Annotated in this window: 20 protein-coding genes; 15 read left to right on the top strand and 5 right to left on the bottom strand. The window is 42.1% G+C overall.

The features are described from left to right. The first annotated feature begins 5 nt into the window (after positions 1-5). Positions 6-3170, top strand: a complete 3165-nt coding sequence (locus tag IGI82_RS11445) for a DEAD/DEAH box helicase (RefSeq protein ID WP_438740702.1) — start codon at positions 6-8, stop codon at positions 3168-3170. A 47-nt stretch (positions 3171-3217) separates the two neighbouring features. Here IGI82_RS11445 and IGI82_RS11440 read toward each other — a convergent pair whose 3' ends face one another. Further along, a complete protein-coding gene (locus IGI82_RS11440) occupies positions 3218-3952 on the bottom strand; it encodes an HAD family hydrolase (protein WP_087627686.1) in 735 nt (244 codons plus the stop codon). Between the two features lie 244 nt (positions 3953-4196). On the opposite strand from IGI82_RS11440, the gene IGI82_RS11435 reads away from it, so the two are divergent. The 5 genes from IGI82_RS11435 (at position 4197) to pepF (ending at position 10820) form a co-directional block, all read left to right on the top strand. Beyond that, the gene (locus tag IGI82_RS11435; RefSeq protein ID WP_438842238.1) at positions 4197-5933 is read left to right on the top strand and encodes an ABC transporter ATP-binding protein; all 1737 of its coding nucleotides are present in this window, start codon (positions 4197-4199) and stop codon (positions 5931-5933) included. A gap of 709 nt (positions 5934-6642) precedes the next feature. Further along, the gene (gene spxA, locus IGI82_RS11430) at positions 6643-7041 is read left to right on the top strand and encodes a transcriptional regulator SpxA (protein ID WP_003127030.1); all 399 of its coding nucleotides are present in this window, start codon (positions 6643-6645) and stop codon (positions 7039-7041) included. A 152-nt stretch (positions 7042-7193) separates the two neighbouring features. Beyond that, positions 7194-7844 carry an adaptor protein MecA gene (locus tag IGI82_RS11425; protein WP_005229698.1) on the top strand — a complete coding sequence of 217 codons (651 nt, stop codon included), beginning with the start codon at positions 7194-7196 and terminating at the stop codon, positions 7842-7844. 100 nt (positions 7845-7944) lie between these two features. Continuing rightward, a complete protein-coding gene (locus IGI82_RS11420) occupies positions 7945-8934 on the top strand; it encodes a competence protein CoiA (protein ID WP_115232513.1) in 990 nt (329 codons plus the stop codon). 68 nt (positions 8935-9002) lie between these two features. Continuing rightward, complete coding sequence (pepF, locus tag IGI82_RS11415; protein WP_115232512.1) at positions 9003-10820, top strand: oligoendopeptidase F; 1818 nt, start codon at positions 9003-9005, stop codon at positions 10818-10820. 129 nt (positions 10821-10949) lie between these two features. Here the strand turns inward: pepF and IGI82_RS11410 are convergent, their stop codons facing one another. Both IGI82_RS11410 and IGI82_RS11405 read right to left on the bottom strand, forming a co-directional pair. Further along, positions 10950-11606 carry a ClpXP adapter SpxH family protein gene (locus tag IGI82_RS11410; RefSeq protein WP_005229705.1) on the bottom strand — a complete coding sequence of 219 codons (657 nt, stop codon included), beginning with the start codon at positions 11604-11606 and terminating at the stop codon, positions 10950-10952. A 108-nt stretch (positions 11607-11714) separates the two neighbouring features. Continuing rightward, a complete protein-coding gene (locus tag IGI82_RS11405; protein WP_115232511.1) occupies positions 11715-12290 on the bottom strand; it encodes a CYTH domain-containing protein in 576 nt (191 codons plus the stop codon). A gap of 196 nt (positions 12291-12486) precedes the next feature. Here IGI82_RS11405 and IGI82_RS11400 point away from each other — a divergent pair, with 196 nt between their 5' ends. The 4 genes from IGI82_RS11400 to mgtE are packed head-to-tail and all read left to right on the top strand — an operon-like array spanning position 12487 to position 16244. Further along, on the top strand, positions 12487-13155 hold the full coding sequence (locus IGI82_RS11400; RefSeq protein ID WP_087627682.1) for a GTP pyrophosphokinase: 669 nt from the start codon (positions 12487-12489) through the stop codon (positions 13153-13155). 5 nt (positions 13156-13160) lie between these two features. Continuing rightward, positions 13161-13958 (top strand): NAD kinase, encoded by a 798-nt coding sequence (locus tag IGI82_RS11395; protein ID WP_438842606.1) that lies wholly within the window; start codon positions 13161-13163, stop codon positions 13956-13958. A 4-nt stretch (positions 13959-13962) separates the two neighbouring features. Next, the gene (locus tag IGI82_RS11390) at positions 13963-14862 is read left to right on the top strand and encodes an RluA family pseudouridine synthase (RefSeq protein WP_074932946.1); all 900 of its coding nucleotides are present in this window, start codon (positions 13963-13965) and stop codon (positions 14860-14862) included. Positions 14863-14879: 17 nt separating this feature from the next. After that, positions 14880-16244 (top strand): magnesium transporter, encoded by a 1365-nt coding sequence (mgtE, locus tag IGI82_RS11385; protein ID WP_010749430.1) that lies wholly within the window; start codon positions 14880-14882, stop codon positions 16242-16244. Positions 16245-16300: 56 nt separating this feature from the next. Here mgtE and IGI82_RS11380 read toward each other — a convergent pair whose 3' ends face one another. Continuing rightward, positions 16301-17137: an AraC family transcriptional regulator gene (locus IGI82_RS11380; protein ID WP_010749431.1), complete on the bottom strand. Its 837-nt coding sequence runs from the start codon at positions 17135-17137 to the stop codon at positions 16301-16303. Positions 17138-17281: 144 nt separating this feature from the next. Here IGI82_RS11380 and IGI82_RS11375 point away from each other — a divergent pair, with 144 nt between their 5' ends. Next, positions 17282-19033 carry an ABC transporter ATP-binding protein gene (locus tag IGI82_RS11375; protein ID WP_010749432.1) on the top strand — a complete coding sequence of 584 codons (1752 nt, stop codon included), beginning with the start codon at positions 17282-17284 and terminating at the stop codon, positions 19031-19033. Next, positions 19020-20801, top strand: a complete 1782-nt coding sequence (locus IGI82_RS11370; protein ID WP_438842236.1) for an ABC transporter ATP-binding protein — start codon at positions 19020-19022, stop codon at positions 20799-20801. Before IGI82_RS11375 ends, IGI82_RS11370 begins: the two co-directional genes overlap by 14 nt. Positions 20802-20862: 61 nt before the next feature. Here IGI82_RS11370 and IGI82_RS11365 read toward each other — a convergent pair whose 3' ends face one another. Beyond that, positions 20863-21504 carry a copper homeostasis protein CutC gene (locus tag IGI82_RS11365; RefSeq protein WP_015509972.1) on the bottom strand — a complete coding sequence of 214 codons (642 nt, stop codon included), beginning with the start codon at positions 21502-21504 and terminating at the stop codon, positions 20863-20865. Positions 21505-21606: 102 nt separating this feature from the next. On the opposite strand from IGI82_RS11365, the gene IGI82_RS11360 reads away from it, so the two are divergent. The 3 genes from IGI82_RS11360 (at position 21607) to IGI82_RS11350 (ending at position 23977) form a co-directional block, all read left to right on the top strand. Then, the gene (locus tag IGI82_RS11360; RefSeq protein ID WP_438842235.1) at positions 21607-22449 is read left to right on the top strand and encodes a methyltransferase domain-containing protein; all 843 of its coding nucleotides are present in this window, start codon (positions 21607-21609) and stop codon (positions 22447-22449) included. Positions 22450-22802: 353 nt separating this feature from the next. Continuing rightward, positions 22803-23306, top strand: coding sequence for a tRNA (uridine(34)/cytosine(34)/5-carboxymethylaminomethyluridine(34)-2'-O)-methyltransferase TrmL (trmL, locus tag IGI82_RS11355; protein WP_015509970.1), 504 nt, complete (start codon positions 22803-22805; stop codon positions 23304-23306). A 17-nt stretch (positions 23307-23323) separates the two neighbouring features. Beyond that, positions 23324-23977, top strand: a complete 654-nt coding sequence (locus IGI82_RS11350; RefSeq protein WP_438842234.1) for a histidine phosphatase family protein — start codon at positions 23324-23326, stop codon at positions 23975-23977. Positions 23978-23994: the final 17 nt, after the last annotated feature.

Raw genomic sequence — 23994 nt, 5'->3', positions numbered from 1 at the left:
CTCTTATGAAGTGGAGTATTCCAGAAAAAGTAATTGAGCGTGGCAGAACGTATGTCAACGAAGATCGCGTCTTATCTGTCACACCAGACAAAGAAAAAAATGTGTGGCACGCAGAAGTATTGGGGACAGAATTGTACTTAGTGACCTTAGATGCTACAGCCAAAGAGGTAGATTATTGCCAATGTCCGTACTGGGAAGAGCATCATTATTGCAAACACACGGTGGCAGTCGAACTTTATCTACGCAAACAAGGGAAAACACGAAAAATCAATGAGCAAACCCCCATCAAAAAAGCCTTTTCTGCTTCAGAGATGTTTTCCAACGGCTTTGCCCGCTTAGGGAGCGAAAAAGAAACGAGCCAACCCTTACAGGTTGAATTTCGGATAGATACCATCGCCACCAATCCTTACCATCAAGAAATGGATATCTTAGGGATTTCCCTCAAAGTCGGCCATCGTGGCACCGCACGGACCTATGTCGTTAAAAACATTTATAAATTTTTGCAGATGTACCAAGAAAACAAGCAGTACGCAGCGAATAAGCAGCAGACCTTCTTTCTATCTGCGGATGCCTTTGATGAGAAAAATCGAGCCTTGTTGAATCGATTGGCAGGAATCGCGCAAACGCAACAGTTAATCGGGCAAGCAGGCATTCAGATCAGTGGTAAACTTGACAAAAAGTATTTGCTGCTACCAGTTGAGTTCGGCAAAGAATTGTTGTTACAGTTAAACGAAGTCTATACGCAAATAACCATTGGTGAAACAAAAGTCAATGAAGCCGATTTTCAAATCGGTGAACCTTTGTCGTTTTCAGTCACAAAACAGGAGGATCATTTTCCGCTGGAATTCGTGAAAGATTTTGACCATTTACTTAGCTATTATAATTGGGGTCTGCTGGATGGAACCTTTTATGAACTGACTGTCGAACAAAAGGAAATCTATGTCACGATGCAACAGTTGTTTAAACGATTTGAACAGCCAGTCATCGACTATCCGAAAGAAGAACTAGCGAATCTTTTTATGAAAGTATTGCCTTATTTGCGAAAAATCGGGCGTGTCCAAGTAGCACCTGAAGTTCAAAATGAAATCGAAGAGTCTGAATTGAAAGCTGTCTTTTCGTTACGGAAAATCAAAGGACAAGTCGATTTACAAGTAGACTTCACTTATGGAGAAGTCGTTTTTTCAAGTGATGAAAAACATCACTATATGCCAGAAAATCATCCCGAGATTTTACGTGATTTTCAACAAGAAGCACGAATTGAAGCGATTGTTGAAACCTTTGGCTATCAAGCGAGCACTAAAAATTGGCAAAAAAGCTTACCTGCGGGGGAACAACTTTATACCTTTTTTACAAGGGAGATCCCTGTTTTAAGGCAATTAGGTGAAGTCCGTATCGGCAAGAAGCTGCGGGAACTTTACCTTGACGCCCAACACCATCGACCAGAAATCGTTATCGAAGAAAATGGTTCTTGGTTGGATATCAAGTTTGATGTCAGCGGCATTCAAGAGTCAGAGATCAATGAGGTCTTGCGCAGCCTGTTACAGTCTGCACAATTTTATACCACTGAAAATGGGCAAGTCCTTTCATTGGAATCGGAAGAGTTTCAAGAAGCAAGTGCTGCCCTGAAAAAATTGCGTCTTTCACTAGAAGCGAAGGATGGGGCGATCCAAGTTCCTTTGAATCAAGGGCTGCTCCTGCAAGAGCAGTTTGCTGATCAAGCCAGCTTTAGTGCCGGTTTTCAGCAAATGACGGAAGACTTGATCCATCCAGAAAACTTTGAGGCGCAGCTGCCAGAAAACTTGCATGCTGAGTTGCGACAATACCAAGAAGTTGGCTTCCGTTGGTTAAAAATGTTGAGCCACTATCAATTTGGCGGTATCCTTGCTGACGAAATGGGGTTAGGGAAGACCGTTCAGACGATCAGCTACTTACTTTCAGAAAAACAAGAGAAACAAAAATTGAATGCATTGATCGTGGCACCGGCGAGTCTAACATTCAACTGGCAACAAGAAATCAAACGGTTTGCGCCAACGATTTCCGCGTCTGTCATCAGCGGAACGAAAGAAGAGCGCGAAGGGCAGATGGCGCAGCCAGCGGACGTCCGCATCACTTCTTATGCAAGCTTGCGGCAAGACATTGATGCTTATCAAGCACTAGATCTGACTTGTTTGATTTTAGATGAAGCGCAAATGGTCAAAAACAGTGCGACCAAAACGGCACAGGCCTTGCGCTCCTTGGAAGTTCCACAGCGGTTCGCCCTCAGCGGCACACCGATCGAGAATAACTTAGAAGAATTGTGGTCCTTGTTCCAAATGATCATGCCAGGCTTTTTCCCGAACAAGCAGAAATTTAAAGAGCTGTCTACGCAAGAAATTGCGAAAATGATCAAACCCTTTATTTTGCGAAGAGACAAAAAATCCGTGCTGCATGATTTGCCGCAAAAATTGGAAACAAATTATTACAGTGTTTTAACAGAAGAACAAAAGAAAATCTATTTGGCGTACTTGCGGCAAATGCGGGAAGAAATCGCGCAAATGGATTCTACGTCTTTTCGTAAAAATCGAATCAGTATCTTAGCTGGTTTGACTCGACTGCGGCAAATCTGTTGTGACCCACGATTATTCGTGGAGGATTATGAAGGGTCTTCTGGGAAACTTGAACAGGTCAAAGATTTACTCTTAGCAGCCAAAGAAAATGGGCGTCGTGTGCTGTTATTTTCTCAGTTTACTAGCATGCTTTCGATCATTGAAGAAGAGCTAGCACAAGAAGGGTTTGAGTCCTTTTACTTGCGAGGCAGCACACCGCCGCAAGATCGTTTGACGATGGTCGATGCCTTCAATAGTGGAGAAAAGGACGTCTTCTTGATCTCGTTAAAAGCAGGAGGAACAGGACTGAATCTGACCGGCGCAGACACCGTGATCTTATACGATTTGTGGTGGAACCCGGCGGTAGAAGAACAAGCCGCTGGACGAGCCCATCGGATCGGTCAAAAAAATGTTGTCGAAGTCTGGCGAATGATTGCTGAAGGAACCATTGAAGAACGAATGGATGCGTTGCAACAAGAAAAACGTGAGCTTTTCCAAAAAGTGATCCAAGGCAATGAAACACAGCTTCAACAAATGACAGAAGAAGATATTCGCTTGATATTGAGTATCGGCGAAGAAAGTTAGCCAATCAAAAAGATGGACCTGCCGCAGGAGCAAAGGTCCATCTTTTTTTAGTTATACATGTATGCAGGCACTTGCATCAGTGTGTCAATACTGTCTTGCAGCTGTGAAAAAGCAGTGATCGATGCATCTGGTAAGTCTTCCAATCCACTAGGCGCTTGACGGAGACGATGATTGAACCACAAAGCTTGCCAACCGGCTTTCTTACAGCCAACCACGTCATTATCAAAATTATCACCAACGTACAGTGTGGTTTCCGGATCAAGAGCAAAGGCGGTTTCTGCCAATTGGAAAATTTCTAGTTGCGGCTTTTGATAACCAGTTGCTTGTGAAATGATCATATGCTCTGGTTTGATCCATCGAGTCAGTTGCAACTGATCCAATTTTTTTTGCTGGTGGTCAGTGGGACCATTGGTAATAATTCCTAGTTTGACTGGCAATGTGGACAAATAGTTCAAAGTTGACTCAACTTCAGGATGCAGTGTGATGGCATCTAGTTCTTGTTCATAACACAGCTGAAACATACAGCTTTCTTCCATTGTAATAGGTAAGTACCCTAAATCCGTTAATGAATGGGTCAGTCGAAAATAACGAAAATGATCTAGCGTCCATTCATTTGCCAATACCCGTCCAAACTGCTCATCACTGTGCACCCGAAACCGTAAGTAAAGAGCAGTTAAATCTTTGTGGGCTATTTGTGGGAAACATGAGGTTACGGCATTGCGAAATGGTTGTTGCTGGTCATATAAGGTATCATCGACATCAAAAAGAATACTAGTGATCAAAAAAGACACGCCTTTCAGAGTTAGTGAAAATTTTCAGTTTGTTTTCGAATCAATCATAAGCCATTATTCCTGTAAAAAAAAGAGGGAAATCCCTGTAAAATAAAGGTTTTATTTACTGTTTTTAGAAATCCGCGTCTTTATAGGTTTTCAAAATTATAGTGAATTTTACCCATTTTCACATGTTTCTCATTTTGCATTTCTACTGAGAGTTGCTTATAATGAAAGCTATTGAGGAGGGGGAAATGTGTTAAAAAGGTTTTTTCGTTATTATCGACCGTATCGGTCACTATTTATACTTGACTTTACTTGTGCGGTATTTGCTGGTTTATTGGAACTAGCCTTTCCAGTTGCCGTCAACCAAGTAATCGATAAGATCATGCCCCAGAACAACTTTCGCCTAATACTGTTGGCATGCTTAGGCTTGTTCTTGTTTTATGTGATCAATACTGTGTTGCAATATATCGTGGTTTTTTATGGTCATAAACTTGGGGTCAATATTGAAACTGATATGCGTCAAGAGTTATTTCGACATCTGCAAACGCAATCTTTTGAATATTATGATAATCAAAAGACTGGCAAGCTGATCAGTCGTTTGACTACGGATCTCTTTGAGATTTCTGAAGTCGCTCACCATGGGCCAGAAGATGTTTTTATTACCATCATGACTTTGGTCGGTTCATTCCTATTGATGTTAAATATGCATGTTCAATTAGCTGTGGCAACATTTGCGTTGATTCCCTTGATCACGATCGCCTTGGTTTTTTTCAATAAGAAAATGACCAAAGTCAACACACAGATCTATGATAATCTCGGTGAGTTCAACGCCGGAGTGGAAGCATCTGTCAGTGGCATTCGAGTGACACAATCATTTGCCAATGAAACGTTTGAACATAAACGCTTTGACGGGTTAAGTGAGATTTATCGGCAGTCTAAGATCCTTTTTTATAAGGTAATGGCAATCAGTTCAGCGTACAATTATTTCTTGATTCGGTTGATCAACTTGTTTGCTCTGATCTTTGGTGCCTACTACGTGATTCGTGGTGAACTGACGAACGGTCAGTTCGTAGGGTTTATTTTATTGTCAAATGTCTTTGTTAGACCAATTGAGAAGGTTAATACGATGATCGAAAGCTATCCGAAAGGCATCGCTGGCTTCAAACGCTTGACCGAAGAGTTGGATAAAGAACCGACGATCAAAGACAAGCCAGGGGCACGGGCAGTAACTTCCTTAAAGGGAGAAATCGTCTACCATGATGTTTCTTTTTCCTATGCGGATGCGACGAAAGTCTTGAATCACATCGACTTGTCGATCAAAGCGGGTGAGACGATCGCCTTCGTTGGACAAAGTGGTTCAGGGAAAACAACGTTATGCAACTTGTTGCCGCGGTTTTATGAAGTCACGGAAGGCGCCATTACGATTGATGGCATCAATATTCAGGAGATGACCTTGGCATCTTTACGTCAGCAGATTGGTACGGTGCAGCAAGATGTTTTTCTTTTCCCAGGAACGATTCGAGAAAATATTGCTTATGGCAAACTTGATGCAACAGAAGAGGAGATTTTAAAGGCAGTCAAATTGGCACACTTAGAAAAAGTCATTGATCAAATGACGGATGGCTTGGATACGGTCATCGGTGAACGAGGCGTCAAATTATCGGGTGGCCAAAAGCAGCGGGTAGCGATTGCTCGGATGTTCTTGAAAAACCCGCCGATTTTGATTCTAGATGAAGCAACTTCAGCGTTAGATACCGAAACGGAACAAGTGATCCAAGAATCATTGAATTCTTTGGCAGATGGGCGTACAACCTTGATCATTGCCCATCGCCTCGCAACGATCAAACATGCGACACGAATCATTGTCGTTAGTGAGAAGGGGATCTTAGAAGAAGGAACCCATGAAGAGTTGATGGCGAGAAAAGGGCATTATCGTGCATTGCATGATGCTCAATTTGCTCGTGACCGAGAACCAACACTCGCTTAGAAGAAAGACATGGCAAACGATCAGTTCAAGAATAGTACAGTCTATTATGCTTTGTCAGTGACCAAGCAACAAATTGGCTGGCTTCTTGGATTGATCGTTTTTTACTGAGTTTTTTGTGAGAAACCCTTTTCATTTATAAGCAGATGTTCATTTCTGCTGCTGTTTTATAGCAGATTATGACAGAAATGCTTCTATGGTTTTCTGATTAAAAAGGAATGTGATACAATAAAACCAAGAAGAAAGAGAGTGGTTGCGATTACTAGCACAAAAAAATAACATTCATTTTCATTGTAGCGCGATCGTTTCTCGGCAAAGGAAGGATCGTGAAAAAGTTCTTTTGAAAACGATTGAGCGACTGCCTTGGTTTTTCTCTCAGTTTTTGATTACATCTGTAATTGTCGTAGTAAAATTAAAAAACGTTGCCTTCTGTTAAAAGAATATTTTAATATTCTGACACCTTTTTGATACACCTTTGACACACTGTTGTATAAAAGGAGTAATATTAAAAAAAAATTTGAGTTTTCTCATTTAAAAATAAACTTTTTGAAGGAAACCTTTTGCCTTAAAGGTTTCGCTTTTAATATAACTTTCGAGTTTTATTAAAAAATATGAGATTTAGACTAGATTTTTTTTAGTTAAACCTGTATAATTGAAATCAAGCGAGGGAACAGGACTTGCTTGATTGAAAATTAAAAAGGAGAGATGCACGTTGTTGACACTATACACTTCCCCAAGTTGCACATCTTGTCGCAAAGCTCGTGCGTGGTTACAAGAGCACGAAATCCCTTTTGTTGAAAGAAATATTTTTTCAGAACCGTTAAATATTTCTGAGCTTAAGGCAATTCTACAGATGACAGAAGATGGCACAGAAGAAATTATTTCCACCAGATCCAAAGTATTCCAAAAGTTGAATATGGATCTAGATGACCTGCCCCTAAAAGATTTATTGACACTTGTTCAAGAAAACCCAGGATTATTGCGTCGTCCGATCATGATTGATGAAAAACGATTGCAAGTTGGGTTCAACGAAGATGAAATTCGTCGGTTCTTACCTAGGGATGTTCGCCAACTGGAACTAAGACAAGCGCAATTAATGGCAGGATTATAAATTTGACTTCATCGACTCGCTTTCTCTTTGAAAGTGAGTCTTTTTTTGAGTTTTTATGTTTTTCTTAAGAGGATATTCGTTTTCTCTTTACTTTTTATCAGGTTTCGATACAATGAACCTATAGTGAGTAGCAAAAGTGAGGTGTAGCTAATATGGAAATGGAACATATCAATGAGAACACCATTCGTGTATTGATCAAAAGTGAAGACTTAGCTGCGAGAGGCATCACTTTTCTTGACCTTCTAGGAAATCACAATGAAATTGAAAACTTCTTTTACAGTATTCTTGAAGAAGTTGATATTGACGAAGAATTTAAGGGCAGTGAAGCTGTAACTTTCCAAGTCTTGCCTAAAGGCGATGGGTTAGAATTGTTTATTAGCAAAAATCTTCCACCAGAAGGAATGGAAAATTTTGATGAGATGAACGATGAAGCGAATGAAGACATTACCGACATGTTGAAAAAGCATGTGGCGGCTCAATTACAAGAGTCGGAGCAAGCAGAAGACATCGGCAATCGTTTTGTATTCGAGTTGTTGCGATTCGAAGATATGATTCAATTGGCATCCGAAGTATATTTGGATTCCGTTGCAACCAATCTTTACCAAATGGGTAACCATTATTATATTGAAATTCGATTCATGGATGCAGAGGTTACTGATATTGAAGTGGAAAATGCACTTTCTTATTTGATGGAATTTGCCCAACGGACATCAGTGACGCCAGAGGTTTTATCTGAATATGGTCAGTTGATCATGGAAAACGATGCACTTGAATTGACTCGTTTCTACTTCAAGAATGATTGATGAATGAAATTCATTTCCAGCCAAGAACATGTTGCTAATGTTCTTGGCTTTTTCAATTGTGTTTGATGAAAATGGCGTATCTTTTATTGAGGTGAGTTAGATGCTGAAAGCATTGAACCAAAGAAAAGAAGTCATTGCAGCGAAAGGGAGAAAGAAAGCATCAGGTCCTTTTTATTGCCCAGGGTGTCACCAAGAAGTGACTTTGCGGCAAGGAACCAAACGACAGCCCCACTTTGCCCATCAAGCAACTGCTGATTGTCAGACTTACAGCGAAGGGGAGACGAAGGAACACTTGGAAGCCAAACAACTATTGTTTGAATGGTTTCAAGATACAGGGATTGAGATCGAAGCCTTTTTGCCTAAACTCCAACAGCGTCCTGACCTTTGTTATAAGAATATCGCCATTGAAGTACAGTGTTCTTCCCTCAAGTTTTCACGTTTTCTTGAAAGAACCAGCACGTATTTAGCAAACGGCTATCGACCATGGTGGATCTTAGGGGAGAAATTGCATCCGAAACGCCAATGGTCACTTTTGGCAAAAGCCTGCTGTAGTTATCAGGCAACTGGTTTTTGTTTGTGGCTGATTGATACGCAAAATCAATCCTTAATGAAGTTAGAACAAATCAACTGGCACTATCAAGAAGGAGTCAGCAGTCAACAAAGCGATGCTCGAAAAGGGGCGCCTTACCATAAAGAAACACTTCGCCCTTTGTGCAAAGGACAAAGATCAAACCATCACCGTCCTCCTGAGTGGCTTGCTGCAGACTATCAGGTGTGGTTGATACAAAAACTGCGAAAGAACCTGCCAAAAATCCGTGTGATCCAAGAAATATTGTATCCGTTAAAAGGCAATGTCTCCCAGCTGCCTATGTGGTGCTATTGTGCAAGTAGCTTTGGCATTTTATTTGAGCATCGAATATTGGTTTTTCGCTTTCTTTATTTAAGTGACTGTCCACTTCGTTTTGATCAATGGGTGGCACGACTGCGGCAGCTGGATTGGCAATGGCAATTCCCGTTACTGGATCAACGGGAAATTTTGCGCGGACTCTTTCAAGAATGCCAATATTTAGAAAATTCGGTTTCTTTTTAAGCCAATGATTTGGTTTCACTGAAAAGTATGATAAGATATTTTTAACCAATGAACAAGGAGTGAAGGGAATGTCAGAAACAAAACAATTACCAGCACGTGAATCGATTCCAGTCGAAAAAACGTGGGACTTAACGAAAATCTATGCCGATGATGCGGCTTTTGACATAGAATTTCAAGAGATCCAAGCACAAGTCAAAGAAGCAAGTCGTTACCAAGGCACTTTAGCCGATGGGCCGCAAGCCTTCTTATCCGCATTAGAATTTGTTTTAGCGCTTTCTCGTCGTTTAGAGAAACTCTATGTATACAGTCATTTGAAAAACGATCAAGATACTGCCAATACGACGTATCAAGGCTTGTATGCAAAAGCAAGTAACTTAGTTGCGCAAGTAAGTGAAGCCGTTGCTTGGTTTGATCCTGAGCTATTGACAATGTCTGATGAAACGATTTGGGACTATTTCGATCAAGAGCCGAAACTAGCTGTTTATCGTCATATGATCGAAAAAACCATCAACGAACGTCCACATGTCTTGCCAGCGGAGCAAGAAGCGTTATTAGCTGGTGCTGGCGAAATTTTTGGGGCACCTGGCAACATTTTTTCTGTTTTAAACAATGCTGATTTGGATTTTCCAGTAGTTGAAGATGAAAACGGGGAAAAAGTGCAGTTATCTCATGGTGTATACGGTGAGTTGATGGAAAGCACGGATCGGTCTGTCCGTGAAGCAGCCTTTAAAGGTCTTTATGGTGTCTATGAGCAATTCCGCAATACCTTTGCCCAAACATTAAGCACCAATATCAAAGCCCATAACTTTAAAGCAAAAGCCCGCAAATTTGATTCGGCACGGCAAGCCGCTTTGAGTGCCAACCACATTCCTGAAAGTGTCTACGATACATTAGTGGATGTCGTCAATCAGCACCTGCCATTGTTGCATCGTTATATGGCATTAAGAAAACGCCTGTTGGCTGTCGATACGTTGCATATGTATGATGTTTATACGCCGATTTTAGGGGAAGCACCCATTCGATATACCTATGAAGAAGCGGTCGAAAAAGCGAAAGAAGCGTTAAAACCATTAGGTGAAGAATACCTTGCGGTGGTTGAAGAAGCCTTCAGCAATCGGTGGATCGATGTCGTTGAAAACAAAGGCAAACGCAGTGGCGCGTATTCTTCTGGTGCCTATGATACGCTGCCATATATCCTGATGAACTGGAATGATCGATTGGATCAACTCTTTACTCTTGTTCATGAAATGGGACACAGTGTGCATAGTTACTTTACACGTAATAACCAGCCTTATGCCTATGGCGATTATTCGATTTTCTTAGCAGAAATCGCTTCAACCACCAATGAAAATATTTTGACAGAGTATATGCTGCAGACTGAAACAGATCCACGGGTCAAAGCTTATGTCTTGAATCATTTTCTTGATGGCTTCAAAGGAACGATTTTCCGTCAAACGCAATTTGCCGAGTTTGAACACTTCATGCACGTGGAAGATGCGAAAGGAACGCCGTTGACCAGTGAGTTCTTAAGCGAGAACTATGCCGAGTTAAATGCAAAATACTACGGACCTTCTGTTGAAAAAGATCCTGAGATTCGTCTTGAGTGGTCACGCATTCCGCATTTCTATTACAATTACTATGTTTACCAGTATTCAACCGGATTTTCGGCAGCTTCTGCTTTAGCGAAGAAAATCTTAGCAGGTGAACCAGATGCCTTAACCAACTATTTGAACTATTTGAAAGCTGGACGCAGTGATTATCCAATCGAAGTCATGAAAAAAGCGGGCGTCGATATGACAAAAGCAGATTATATTGAAGACGCGATGAAAGTATTTGAGCAACGCTTGAATGAATTGGAAGAACTCGTCAAAGAAATTGAAGCATAATTGAAAAGCGAACCAATCCGTAAAGGATTGGTTTGTTTTTTGTTTGTCCACAATAAAAAACGCTGCGCAGCGAGCCAAACACAAGATCATCGTTTGGCTCGCTGCACAGCGTCGCTATTGAATAGGGTTTCATAAAAGAATCAACCCGCGATCAATTTCATGAATAGTGGAAAGTTTTGGTGCTTTCAAAGACTGAGCTTTTTGCAAAAATGTATCGAGTTCTGTTGCTGTACCACAGACGAGCGGAAGACTTCTCAGTTCCTCTGATCCTTCTAAAAGGACCCCATATTCTTCTTCACTTGAAAAATCATACACCACAGCAGAGGGTGTGATCGTGATGCCCATATCTTTGGCTACACGCTGATCGGTGGCAAAGTTCTTTTTCACTAGCTCAGAGGATCGATCTTCTAGGAACATCTCTAAATCACCATTCGTTTCAGAAAATAATTCTTTCACTAAGGCATCGCTATATTCTTGTCTTTCGATCCCTATCCGTTGTTGCAGTTTCAACAAGAAATCCCGCGCAATTTTTTTCCCTTGCAACTGAGCGGCCTTATAGTCCAGTGATGCAGCATAGATTTGGTTGGTCTGTTCATTTCGCAAGACCAAATCCGTCTTATTCATGGACAAATAGTCCATTGAGACACCTACGGAAAACAAGTTAACGAAAGGTAGGATCTGCAAATGGATTTTTTTGCGGCTGGTGTTTAATTTATTGAGAATCTCTTTTTCGATATCATAACAAATAGGCCCAATCGGATTAATAAATAAAAACAGTTCGATCATTTGAATCTCTCCCCAATTAAGATTCTTTTGTACCTTGAAAAACAAAATAAGTATGTTTTATTAAATATAGCAAAAAAACGCGAAAAAAGTAAGCAAAAGGACAGCTTACTACGATTTTTCTTCAACGGCTCGGATGATCTTGTTTTTCGCTGGTCGGTAAGGAACGCCAAAGAGACGTAACAAGGAGTGAAAGGCATCTTTCCCTTTAATCGGTTCGTTGACTTCTAACTCCAACTCATAATCATGCTGTTGACCATACCAGCTTTCATCTAACGCGAGCAATCCTTCTTCAATCGGAAATTCCGCCCGTTTCGTTTTTAATGCTGCGATCATACGTAACGTGTCAGGCTCGATACCTGCCGCTCTTAGGCGCTGAGCAACGATACCCGTAGATAGAATTTTTTCTGAAGCAATCAATAAAGCTGCGGACGTTTTCGTCAAAGGATCAGTCGTCTCTAATAACCCGTGCTCAATGGGGGTTTTTAGCGTTAATTCCGCATTGGTAGCAGTCGTGCGAATACGCAAGCCAAAGTGCTTTTCCCGCAGCTTATGATCTACCGTATCAAAATAGTAATTGGTTTGTATCTTAAATGCTTCTTCTGACAAATTGTAATAAGCGAGCAGCTGGTGGTATTCATTTTCCGTCAACATCGTCTTGTATTCGATCTCTACTTGTTCGCCCATCGTTTCTCACTCTCTTTCTATTGCAACCATAGTGTACGCTGTTTCAGCTATTCCGTCAAAGAAACCAAACAAAGAAAAGCAGAGATGTTGGGGGAGAGACAAAAAATCTTTTGTTTCTGCTCTTCTGTTCATTCAGTTTTATTCCAAGAGTATGGTAGAATAAGAGGTATGTTATGAACAGAATCGAGGGAGAAGAATGATTCGAGATTGGGAAGAATTCTTAGCGCCTTATGAACAGGCGGTTTCAGAATTAAAAGTAAAATTAAGAGGCATACGAAAACAATATCGGGAACAAAACAAGCATGTTCCCATTGAATTTGTCACTGGGCGGGTCAAGCCAGTGGATAGCATTTTAACGAAAAGTAAATTACGTGGGATTGCTTTGGATCGGCTTGAAGAAGAGATGTCTGATATCGCTGGCTTGCGAATCATGTGTCAATTTGTGGAAGACATTCACCAAGTCGTTGAACTCTTACGAACACGCAAAGACATGAAAGTGATCATTGAACGGGACTATATCACCAGTAAAAAAGCCAGTGGCTACCGTTCGTATCATCTAGTGATCGAATATCCCGTTCAACTGATCGACGGGGAAAAAATTATTTTAGCTGAGATTCAAATTCGGACACTAGCGATGAATTTTTGGGCAACGATCGAACATTCACTAAACTACAAATACCAAGGGGAATTTCCCGCTGAAATCAGTGAACGGCTGCGTCGGTCGGCAGAAGCCGCCTATCAGCTAGATGAAGAAATGTCCAATATCCGTGAAGAGATCCAAGAGGCACAACGGTTATTTTCACATGGAAAAGGCAAGCGAGGCGGACATGATCAGAACCCGTTGCCAAAGGGGGAAACGGAATGAAAGGTATCCGCGTGGCAATCGTCCATAATCAAGAAAGCAAGTCGGTAGAAGTGACAAAGCGTTTAACTACGCTTTTAGAACAGTCAGAAAATAAGATCGATCAAGACAATCCTGAATTAGTGATTTCTGTTGGGGGAGATGGCACGCTCCTTTCTGCTTTTCACTTGTACAATCATAAGTTGGATCAAGTACAGTTTTTAGGCGTCCATACGGGTCATCTCGGCTTTTACACGGACTGGCGAGATTATGAATTGGAAGAACTAGTCGAGTCATTATGCAATGACCATCAAAAAAGCGTCAGCTATCCGTTATTAGATGTCCGTATCACGTATGCGAATGGAAAATCAGACAAGCATTTCCTAGCATTGAATGAATCAACGATCAAGCGCGGCAATCGAACGATGGTTGCCGATATTTCTATTAAAGAAGACATCTTTGAAAAGTTTCGCGGCGATGGCTTATCGATCTCAACGCCCACTGGCTCCACTGCCTATAACAAGAGTGTTGGTGGGGCAGTCTTGCACCCAAGTATCAATGCCTTTCAATTGGCAGAGATTGCTTCGTTGAACAATCGTGTCTTTCGGACCCTTGGTTCGCCGATCGTCGTGGGTCACCATGAATGGGTCAAAGTACAACTGCAGCAAAGCACCGACTATTTAGTGACGATCGATCAGTTTACCATCGAACAAGAAGAAATCGATGCTATCTATTACCGTATTGCCGATGAACGGATTCATTTTGCGTCTTATCGGCATATGCATTTTTGGAATCGGGTCAAAGATTCCTTTATTGGAGAAGAATAAACCCATGGAATTTACGTATCACTATACTGGACAAGGACAGCAAGTCAAATACTTTTTGAAGGAACAGGGGGTGTCCAAAGGACTGTTAGCAAAAATCAAATTTCAAGGCGGAAAGATATTTGTCAACGATCACGAGCAAAACGTCTTGTTTTCTTTGGCGCAAAATGATAGGGTAACTATTGTAATTCCTCCTGAAGGGGAACATGAGACGATGCTGGCTGACCCGACACCGATTGAGATCGTGTATGAAGATGCCCATCTGTTAGTCGTGAATAAGCCAGCAGGCATCTCATCGATCCCTGCGCAATATCATCCGACTGGCACGATGGCCAATCGCGTCAAGGCCTACTATCAAGCGCAGCACTATGAAGATCAAGTGATTCATGTAGTCACGCGGTTAGACCGTGACACATCAGGACTGATGCTTTTTGCAAAACATGGGTTTGCCCATGCGAAGCTGGATAGCCAGTTGCGAAAGAAGCAGGTCGTAAAAAAATATCAAGCCCTCGTTGCTGGTGAACTGCCCGCACTTTCTGCCCATGGTGAGATTGAGCTGCCGATTGCTAGAGACCTGACGTCACTATTGAAACGCAAGGTCAGTGACGAAGGAAAAGAAGCACGGACGGAGTATTGGCTAAAACAACGCAATTCAGATTGCGCTTTAGTTGATATTCAGTTACACACAGGCAGGACGCATCAAATAAGGGTCCATTTTTCTGCAATCGGTTGTCCTTTATTAGGAGACGAGATGTATGGCGGTACAATGGCTCTTGGGATCAAACGACAAGCATTACACTGCTGTCAGCTGCAATTTCAGCATCCCTTTACGAATGAACCGTTGGCTTTTAAGCTGCCCTTACCAGCAGACATGGCCGCTGTTTGCTCAGCCATGGATAGGCAATAACAAATGAGGTGAAGAGATTGGATGAAAATCAAGAATTAACTGAACGGTTTGATCAACTGAATCAAGCATTAAAAGACAATGATATCCAGGGATTTCGTGAGGCGTTCTTGGATCTGCATATCTACGAGCAGGGTCAGTTCTACCAATCTCTAGAAGCAGCCGATCGACAAATCGTCTATACGTATCTTTCCCCGAAAGAATTGGCAGACATGTTTGACGTCATTGAAGAAGATGATGAACACATGGTGGACTATCTTTCAGAGATGCGCCCTGCCTATGCGGCTGATATGTTGGCGCAAATGTATACCGATAATGCGGTTGACCTGCTGAATACTCTGGATAAAAAACAAACAGCAAAATATTTGAGTTTGATGACCGCTGAAGCTGCTAGCGAAATCAAAGAGCTGCTGCATTATGAAGATGAAACTGCTGGATCGCTGATGACTACCGAGTTTGTTTCCATTGTTGCCAACCAAACGGTTCGTTCAGCGATGTATGTCTTAAAAAATGCCGCAGATGTTGCCGAGACGATTTACTATATTTACGTCGTGGATACTGATAATAAGCTTGTGGGCGTTATTTCTTTAAGAGACTTGATCATCAATGATGAAGATACCATGATCGCTGATATTTTGAACGAGCGGGTGATGTCGGTCCATGTTGGAGATGACCAAGAGGATGTCGCTCAGACCTTCCGAGATTATGACTTTCTCGCATTGCCAGTCACCGATTATGACGATCACCTATTAGGGATCGTGACCGTCGATGATATCATCGACGTTATCGATGATGAAGCAGCCAGTGACTACTCTGGTTTGGCAGGGGTCAATGTGGAAGAAGTCAGTGAGAACCCGATCAAAGCGTCTTCGAGACGCTTGCCTTGGCTTATCACCTTACTCTTTCTCGGAATGGCCACCGCCAGTCTGATCAGTCATTATGAAGAGTTGGTCAGCGAAGCAAGTATTCTCGCTGTCTTTATCTCACTGATCACTGGGACCGCCGGTAATGCTGGTACCCAATCCTTAGCCGTAGCCGTTCGTCGTCTGGCGATCAATGACGACAAAGAAAACAGCTTTATGAAGACGGTTGTAGGTGAAGTGCTGACGGGACTGTTCACAGGTGCCATCACGGGGTTGACGATTTTTGCTATCGTAGCTGTCTGGAAACAAAATCCGATTCTAGGGTTTGTGATTGGGATGGCGATGATGTGTGCCATCACAGTAGCCAACTTAGCGGGAAGTTTGATCCCGATGCTGATGGACAAGCTGGGTTTTGATCCAGCAGTGGCAAGTGGTCCGTTTATCACGACCCTTAGCGATTTGACCAGTGTTTTGATCTACTTCAACATTGCCAGTCTTTTTATGAACTATTTTATTCAATGAACAAAAAAGAGCAAGCCGATGATTCTTGATTCAAAGGAAGATCATCGGCTTGCTCTTTAATTTTTTGGTTTTGGCAATACCCCAGAAGGAGAGACACCATAAAGTTTTTTAAAAGACTTGCTAAAGTGATAAGCATCCTGATAGCCCACAGCAGAGGCGACTTCTTTGATCGTGAGGTTTTCATTTTTTAACATGTCTTTGGCACGCTTTAAGCGAATCTCAATCAAGTAGTTGATAGGACTGACACCCGTCGCCTCTTTAAAAATCTTTGAAAGGTACGTCGGGCTGAGAAATTGATCCTGTGCGAGCTTCTCTAACGTGATTTCTTCTTTGTAATGATTTTCCAAGTAATAGACCGTATAGTTGACGATCTGTTGTTGTCGTCGTTGGCTTTTGGAAAGGTAAGGCACGACATTGATATGGTCTTCATTTAGTCCACGTAAAATGTAGACGAGCATCTCCATCAAAACAGCCTTTTGCATCAATTGAAACTCATCCCGCTCTTCACTGCTTTCTCTCACCAACTGCCAGGCTTTTTCCAAAACTTGATGATGGTATTTGCCTAGCTCCAACAAGGGGTGTTTGTTCGGGAAAAAATTCCGTTTAAACCCTTCCAAAGAAATATTTTTCAAACCAATATGCAGCTGATGGGAGCGAGTGCCCTTAGGCTGCAATTCGCAGTGATCGACGCCAGGATTGAAAAGCATGACGCTGCCAGCACGGATTTTTTTCGCTGGTTCTTTTTCAAAATAATAGGTACTTTCTCCTTCTAATAAGACGCTGATTTCTAAAAAGTCATGATGGTGCATTTCTCCATGACTTTCTGATTGTGTCCATGGGTCAAAGAGATAGATGATTTCTGGATTAAACGTGCGAGGGTTAACTAAATTCATGGCTGATTCACTCCAATTGGGTGCTTATTTCCTGTAAAAAAAGGGAATGGTACTTCTTACTAATATTTTACATCAAAATGAGTAAGAAAAACCATTCAAATCGCTTTTCAAAACGCTAAGCTTAACAACGAGAGGGGGAATTAGATGAGTAATACACAATGGATCTGGCGCTATGCCAAAAAGAACCGGGGAAAAATCATATTGGCAGTCCTGTTTTTAGTGATCAATGCAGCGCTGATCATTGTTAATCCGTACTTGGGAGGAATGGTGATCGATGATGTCATCAATCAGCAAAAAACGCACTTATTGATTCCATTATTGTTGATCATGATCGCAACGACCGTCATTCGTACCATTGTCCGCTACAGTTATCAAATTTTATTTGAACGAGTCGGGCAAAATACGCTATACGATTTACGGGAAGATTTGTATCAGAAGCTGCAAGAATTGGATTTCGACTTTTTCAATCACACTCGTGTGGGAGATATTATGGCACGGATGACTGGTGATACCGATGCCATTCGCCACTTTGTTTCTTGGGTGACCTACAATATCGCTGAATGTATCTTATGGTTCTTTTCAGCGGTGGTGGTTATGAGCTTTATTGATTGGAAATTGATGTTGGCGCTGGTGGCTGTCACACCGATCATATTTCTGTTGACCAATCGCATGTCTAAGAAAGCACACCCGTTGTTTTTTGACATTCGTGAGAGCTTTTCGCGCTTGAATTCAATGGTGGAAGAAAATATCGGCGGCAATCGAGTGGTGAAAGCTTTTGCTCGTGAAAATTTTGAGATTGAAAAATTTCGCTCCTACAACGAAGATTTTAAGACCCGCAATATGGCATCTGCCAAAGTATCCCGTACCTATCTGCCATGGCTTGATGGCTTAGCAGGAAGTTTGTCAGTCATTGCCTTGATTTTGGGTGGGATCTTCGTCATCAACGGCGAGATGACATTAGGGGATCTTGTCGCGTTTAATGGCTATCTTTGGATGTTGAATAATCCTATGCGCATGAGTGGTTGGTTGATCAACGACGTTCAGCGATTTTCTGCAGCCTGTATCAAAATTCGGCAAATGTTGGCGCAAGAATCGAAAATTCCTGTTCATCAACAAGAAAAATTAGAGCCAATCAAAGGATTTGTAGAGTTTAAAGACGTTTCCTTCCACTTTTCGGATGATCCGAATCAAAATGTGTTGGAAAACATCAACTTCAAAATTGGCCCTGGCCAAACGTTAGGGATCTTAGGGGAAACCGGTTCAGGGAAAACGACGTTAGTGAATTTAGTTGGACGCTTTTATGATCCGACTGAAGGGGAAGTATTGATTGATGGAAAAAACGCCAAAGAGTATCCCGTGCGCCAAATGCGGGAAAACATTTCAATGGTGATGCAAGATGTCTTCTTGTTTTCCAATACTATCTCCGACAACATTGCTTTTGGAAATCCTTTAGCTGATGAAGGCTTTATTCGGCAAATGGCGGTAGTCGCTGATGCAGATACCTTTATTTCTCGGATGCCTCAAGGCTATGAAACGATCGTGGGCGAGCGAGGTGTAGGGCTTTCTGGCGGACAAAAACAACGGATCTCCCTAGCACGGGCCTTAGCCAAAGATCCATCGATCTTGATTTTGGATGATACGACGTCTGCCGTCGATATGGAGACAGAATCGAAGATCCAACAGGAGCTGACAAAATTAACAGGAGAGAAAACGACGTTTATCATTGCGCATCGGATCTCCTCTGTTCGAGAAGCCGATCAGATTCTGATGATGGAAAAAGGACGAGTCGTTGAACAAGGGACCCATGAAGAACTTGTCAGTCTGCGGGGCAAATACTACGAAGTGTATCAAAAACAATTAGGCTTGTCAGGAGGTGAAGACGATGGCGAGAAATAAATTTGATGTGGATGAGGAATTAGACCAGGAGTTTAGCTGGAAGGATTTCAAACGCTTGTCACAATATGTCGTTCCTTATAAAAGAAGTATTGCGAAAGTACTATTTACGATCATTCTGGCAAACTTAGCAGGAATGTTGGCGCCCGTGTTTACAAAGATCGCGATCGATTCATCGATTCCTGAGAAAAATGTCAACCAATTGCTGCTTCTAGGAGCTGCCTTTCTAGTGACCTTGATCGTTATCGGCGTCTGCATGCGTTACCGTATCTACCATATCACGAATATTGGTCAAGACGTATTGAAGGATATGCGCTTTGATATTTTTGAACATCTGCAGCGACTGCCTTTTTCTTATTTTGATACAAGGCCCCACGGCAAGATCTTGATTCGCATCGTAAACTATATCAATACACTGAGTGACCTATTGAGCAACGGCCTGATCAATTTGATCTCGGATGTTTTCAACGTCATCATCACCTTGATCTTTATGTTTGCGATCGACTTCAAATTGACCTTGTATTCCCTTGCGCTGCTGCCAATTTTGTTCATCATGGTGATGGTGATCAAGAATAACCAGCGCAAAGCCTATCAGGTGTTGAGTAATAAACAATCCAATCTAAATGCTTACATTCATGAAAGTATTGCTGGTATCAAGATTACCCAATCCTTTGCGCGAGAAGAAGAAAATGCTGAGATCTTCCAAGAAGTCAGCAATGATTACCGGACTTCATGGATGAAAGCTGTCAAAATTCAGTTTCTGATGTGGCCAGGGGTGCAAAACATTTCAGTCATTACGACTTGTTTGATTTATTTTGTCGGCATTCGTCAGATCGGTGTCGATGTCAGCACAGGTACTCTGATCGCTTTTGTCAGTTATATCAATAATTTCTGGAATCCAGTCATCAATATCGGGAATTTTTATAATTCTTTGATTACAGCAACAGCCTATCTTGAACGGATTTTTGAAACGATGGATGAAGTCCCAGATATCGAAGACAAACCTGATGCAAAAGTATTGCCGACGATGAAAGGGACCGTTGATTTTGAACACGTGACCTTCCGATACGAAGAAGGCAAAAACATTCTTTCTGATGTTAACTTCCACATTGAACCTGGGGAAAGTATTGCTTTGGTTGGTCCTACTGGTGCAGGGAAAACCACGATCATCAACTTGCTGAGCCGCTTTTATGATGTCAATGAAGGCAGTGTTAAAGTGGATGGGATGGACGTTCGTGACGTGACGCTGGAATCGCTGCGCTCACAAATGGGGGTCATGCTGCAAGATACTTTTATTTTCTCAGGAACGATCATAGAGAATATTCGCTATGGAAAATTAGATGCAACAGAAGAAGAGATCATCGAAGCAGCGAAAATCGTCCGTGCTCACGACTTTATCACGGAGTTGAAAGACGGCTATCAAACCGTCGTCGAAGAACGAGGAAGCACTTTATCTGCAGGGCAACGGCAACTGATTTCCTTTGCCCGAGCGTTGTTGGCTGATCCAAAAATTTTGATCTTAGATGAAGCGACCTCAAGTATCGATACGAAGACAGAAGAATTACTGCAAGAAGGATTGTTGAAGCTGTTAGAAGGCAGAACCTCCTTTATCATTGCTCACCGCTTATCCACGATCAAAAATTCTGATCGAATCTTTTACGTGGCGGGAGGAACGATCGCTGAATCTGGTAACCATGATCAGCTAATGGCACAAAAAGGCTTGTACCACCATTTGTATCAATCACAATACGACTTATTGCAAGCGATCTAAAAGAATCCCCACAAACGATAGAAACGCATCGTTTGTGGGGATTTCTTTGTGTCCTTCAAGCTCAATCGTTAAGGTCAACGATTCTGGTTCCATGAACTTCTTTTACACCTAGTGTATCGGCAACTTCTTGGGCATTTTCAAAGGAAATGCCACCGCCAGGTAAAATCGTTAAACGCTCACCAGCATAGGCGATCAATTCTTTCAGACGATCGAAATTTGCTTCGATTGGAGTGCCTGCAGCACCACCATGGGTCAAAATCCGCTGTACCCCATGTTCAGCTAACCAATCGATCGCCTTGAATTGGCGCGCTGCAGGAATCGCGTCGAACGCCATGTGAAAAGTAACCTGCAAGCCTTCTGCGGTTTCTAACAGTAGCTCCAATGCTTCTTCGTCCAACCAGCCGCTAGGTGTTAAGCAACCTAGAACAACGCCGTCTGTTCCTAATTTTTTTGCTTCGATCAAGTCGGTATGCATGATTTTCAATTCTGTATCATTGTAAACAAAATCACCGCCCCGAGGTCGAATGATCGTCATAACGGGTATTCCTTTTTCGCCAGCATATTGCAGAACTTCTTCTTGCACGCCGGTACTTGGTGTTGTTCCACCGACTGCTAAATTATCACAGAGTTCGATGCGCTTTGCACCTCGGGCGATTGCTAAGGGAATATTGGTATAGTTTTCTGCACAAAATTCTTTTAACATGATTTACCTCCATTTGATGGGTGTTCAATTGATTTGTTATTCTATCCACTAGCATTCTACCACAAGAATATGCTAAAGTAGAGCAGAGATGAGGGAAGTTGAATGTTAAAAAAAATCGATCGCGGGCGCCTATTTTTAAACGTCCATTATCACTTGTTTGAATGTCCATTGTGCCGCCAAGCATTTTTCCCGACCGAAAATGGCTTGGTTTGTCCAAATCGTCATCGATTTGACTTATCAAAGAAAGGCACACTTTTCTTTTTGGATCATCAAGTCAAAGCAGATTATGATCAAGCACTGTTTTTGCCGCGTCAACGAATGATCGCTAGCGGCATGTATGCACCAGTCCTTGAGACCATCAAAGCAGCTTTGGGAGATGCTAAGCATCTTTTAGATGTTGGCTGCGGGGAAGGCAGTTTTCTGGCTCAGCTGGTCAATGAAAAGACTCAGGCGGCTGTCGGCTTTGATATTGCCAAGGACGGAGTCTATCTAGCAACCAATCAAAACGTACCAGCTTTTTGGTGTGTGGCGGATCTGACCAACCTGCCGTTTGCTGAAGCGAGCTTTGATACGATTTTCAATCTATTTTCGCCGTCAAATTATGGGGAGTTTAACCGCATTTTAAGAAAAGGCGGACAGCTGATCAAAGTGGTCCCTGCGGCGGATTATTTAAAAGAACTACGAGCCGCTTTTTATCCTGATAACGAAACAAAACAACAGTATTCGAATGAACGGGTCGTTAGCAAATTTTTTGAACACTATCCCAACGCATCCCGTCAAAGAGTGACGCATGTTTTTGCGATCCCTGAAGAAAATCGTCAAGATTTACTTGCCATGTCCCCGTTAGAGTGGGGGGCTTCGGAGGAACGCAAAGAAAAGCTGCGACAAACCCCTATGACACAGATTACAGTTGATGTTGAGGTGTTGATTGCGAAAATTTCCTGAAAATATTTTGAACTTTTTTGTTATTTACTCTTGCAATCATGCCATGGGAGTGATATATTGTTCTCAAGTCATTTTTCATTGGTTTTTATCAGGTTCCTGTTCTGATAAAAGTTAGTGAAAAGAGCTTCACTAACGTAACGACTCGCAGTGATCGACACCGAGTTGGTACGTTTTTTTTATGCCCAAAAAAGCGCCCAAAAAATGTTGTTTCTAGAAAAACAAGCGTGCCAAAATATGGTACTATAGAAGTTATTGAAGTAGTTATTGAGCATGTAATGGAAAACGTAACGTTTAACGACACAAATCAATGCGAGAACCGATCGGCAGTATCCGATCGAAAGGAGTTTTTATCTATGAATCACATCGTTCTTTTTGAACCTCAGATCCCAGCCAATACGGGGAATATTGCACGGACGTGTGCAGCAACAAATACTCATTTACACTTAATCGAGCCTTTAGGCTTTTCAACGGATGACAAGCAATTGAAGCGTGCTGGGCTTGATTATTGGCACGATGTCAATATTACCTATCATAAAGATTTAGCTGCTTTTATGGACTTTTTAGGAGCGCGTCCGTTGTACCTGATCTCGAAATTTGCCAATCGCGTGTATTCTGATGTCGATTACACCGCAGATGACGATCAGTTCTTCATTTTTGGGAAAGAAACGACGGGGCTTCCAGAAAGCTTTATGCGTGAGCATGCCGAAAAATGCTTGCGGATCCCTATGAATGATGAGCACGTTCGTTCCCTAAATTTATCAAATACGGCGGCCTTGATCATTTATGAAGTTTTGCGGCAGCAAGGATTTCCGCAGTTGGAATTGACGCATCATTACGAGAACGACAAATTAGACTAAGAAGCGAGGCTTTTTCGATGCAATTATACTTTACCCGTCACGGAAAAACAGAGTGGAACCAAGCACGCCGCTTTCAAGGAATGCTGGGGGATTCGCCGTTATTGCCAGAAAGTTATGACGAGATCAAATTACTCGGTGATTATCTGGCAGCTATTCCTTTTGAGAAGATTTACTCAAGTACATCTTTGCGAGCAAAAGTGACTGCTCAAGAGCTCCAAGCAAGACTCCAACACCCTGTTGAAATCATTTATAATGAGAACCTGCGAGAAATCGGACTCGGTGAATTGGAAGGTCGGTCCATCGATGAAATGCATGAGAAGTATCCCCAACAACTGACTGATTTGCGTAATCACCTGGATCGTTACGATCCCAGTGCCTTTAAAGGTGAGCCGATCCAAGAAACATTGAGCCGAATCGAGACCGTCGTCATGGATGCGGTGATGCAGCATGAAGGCCCATTATTGTTCGTCGGTCATGGAGCATCCTTTACGGCTGCTATACAGTGGCTTGCAGGCAAACCATTAGCCGAATTAAGAGAGCAAGGTGGATTAGTCAATAACAGCGTTAGCTTATTAGAGACGAATGAACAAAAAGTATTGCCTTTTGAACTAAAAGTTTGGAATGAAGCAAGCTTTTTAAGCAATCAGGCAGGATTAGACGCTTTATTGTAAACCATGAAAGGAGCGGC

Origin of the sequence: Enterococcus sp. AZ067 (genome assembly GCF_051715005.1) — a bacterium.
GTDB classification, from domain to species: Bacteria; Bacillota; Bacilli; order Lactobacillales; family Enterococcaceae; genus Enterococcus_D; species Enterococcus_D casseliflavus.
The sequence above is the reverse complement of the archived record's forward strand: the minus strand, read 5'-3'. Positions and strand labels throughout refer to the sequence as shown.

Excerpts from the sequence above, each read along its gene's own strand:
- IGI82_RS11375 (WP_010749432.1), top strand. The coding sequence starts at position 17,282 with ATGAGTAATACACAATGGATCTGGCGCTATGCCAAAAAGAACCGGGGA.
- IGI82_RS11425 (WP_005229698.1), top strand. The coding sequence starts at position 7,194 with ATGGAAATGGAACATATCAATGAGAACACCATTCGTGTATTGATCAAA.
- IGI82_RS11365 (WP_015509972.1), bottom strand. The coding sequence starts at position 21,504 with ATGTTAAAAGAATTTTGTGCAGAAAACTATACCAATATTCCCTTAGCA.
- trmL (WP_015509970.1), top strand. The coding sequence starts at position 22,803 with ATGAATCACATCGTTCTTTTTGAACCTCAGATCCCAGCCAATACGGGG.
- IGI82_RS11400 (WP_087627682.1), top strand. The coding sequence starts at position 12,487 with ATGATTCGAGATTGGGAAGAATTCTTAGCGCCTTATGAACAGGCGGTT.
- IGI82_RS11410 (WP_005229705.1), bottom strand. The coding sequence starts at position 11,606 with ATGATCGAACTGTTTTTATTTATTAATCCGATTGGGCCTATTTGTTAT.
- IGI82_RS11370 (WP_438842236.1), top strand. The coding sequence starts at position 19,020 with ATGGCGAGAAATAAATTTGATGTGGATGAGGAATTAGACCAGGAGTTT.
- IGI82_RS11390 (WP_074932946.1), top strand. The coding sequence starts at position 13,963 with ATGGAATTTACGTATCACTATACTGGACAAGGACAGCAAGTCAAATAC.
- IGI82_RS11420 (WP_115232513.1), top strand. The coding sequence starts at position 7,945 with ATGCTGAAAGCATTGAACCAAAGAAAAGAAGTCATTGCAGCGAAAGGG.
- IGI82_RS11360 (WP_438842235.1), top strand. The coding sequence starts at position 21,607 with ATGTTAAAAAAAATCGATCGCGGGCGCCTATTTTTAAACGTCCATTAT.
- IGI82_RS11380 (WP_010749431.1), bottom strand. The coding sequence starts at position 17,137 with ATGAATTTAGTTAACCCTCGCACGTTTAATCCAGAAATCATCTATCTC.
- pepF (WP_115232512.1), top strand. The coding sequence starts at position 9,003 with ATGTCAGAAACAAAACAATTACCAGCACGTGAATCGATTCCAGTCGAA.
- IGI82_RS11405 (WP_115232511.1), bottom strand. The coding sequence starts at position 12,290 with ATGGGCGAACAAGTAGAGATCGAATACAAGACGATGTTGACGGAAAAT.
- IGI82_RS11350 (WP_438842234.1), top strand. The coding sequence starts at position 23,324 with ATGCAATTATACTTTACCCGTCACGGAAAAACAGAGTGGAACCAAGCA.
- IGI82_RS11445 (WP_438740702.1), top strand. The coding sequence starts at position 6 with ATGAAGTGGAGTATTCCAGAAAAAGTAATTGAGCGTGGCAGAACGTAT.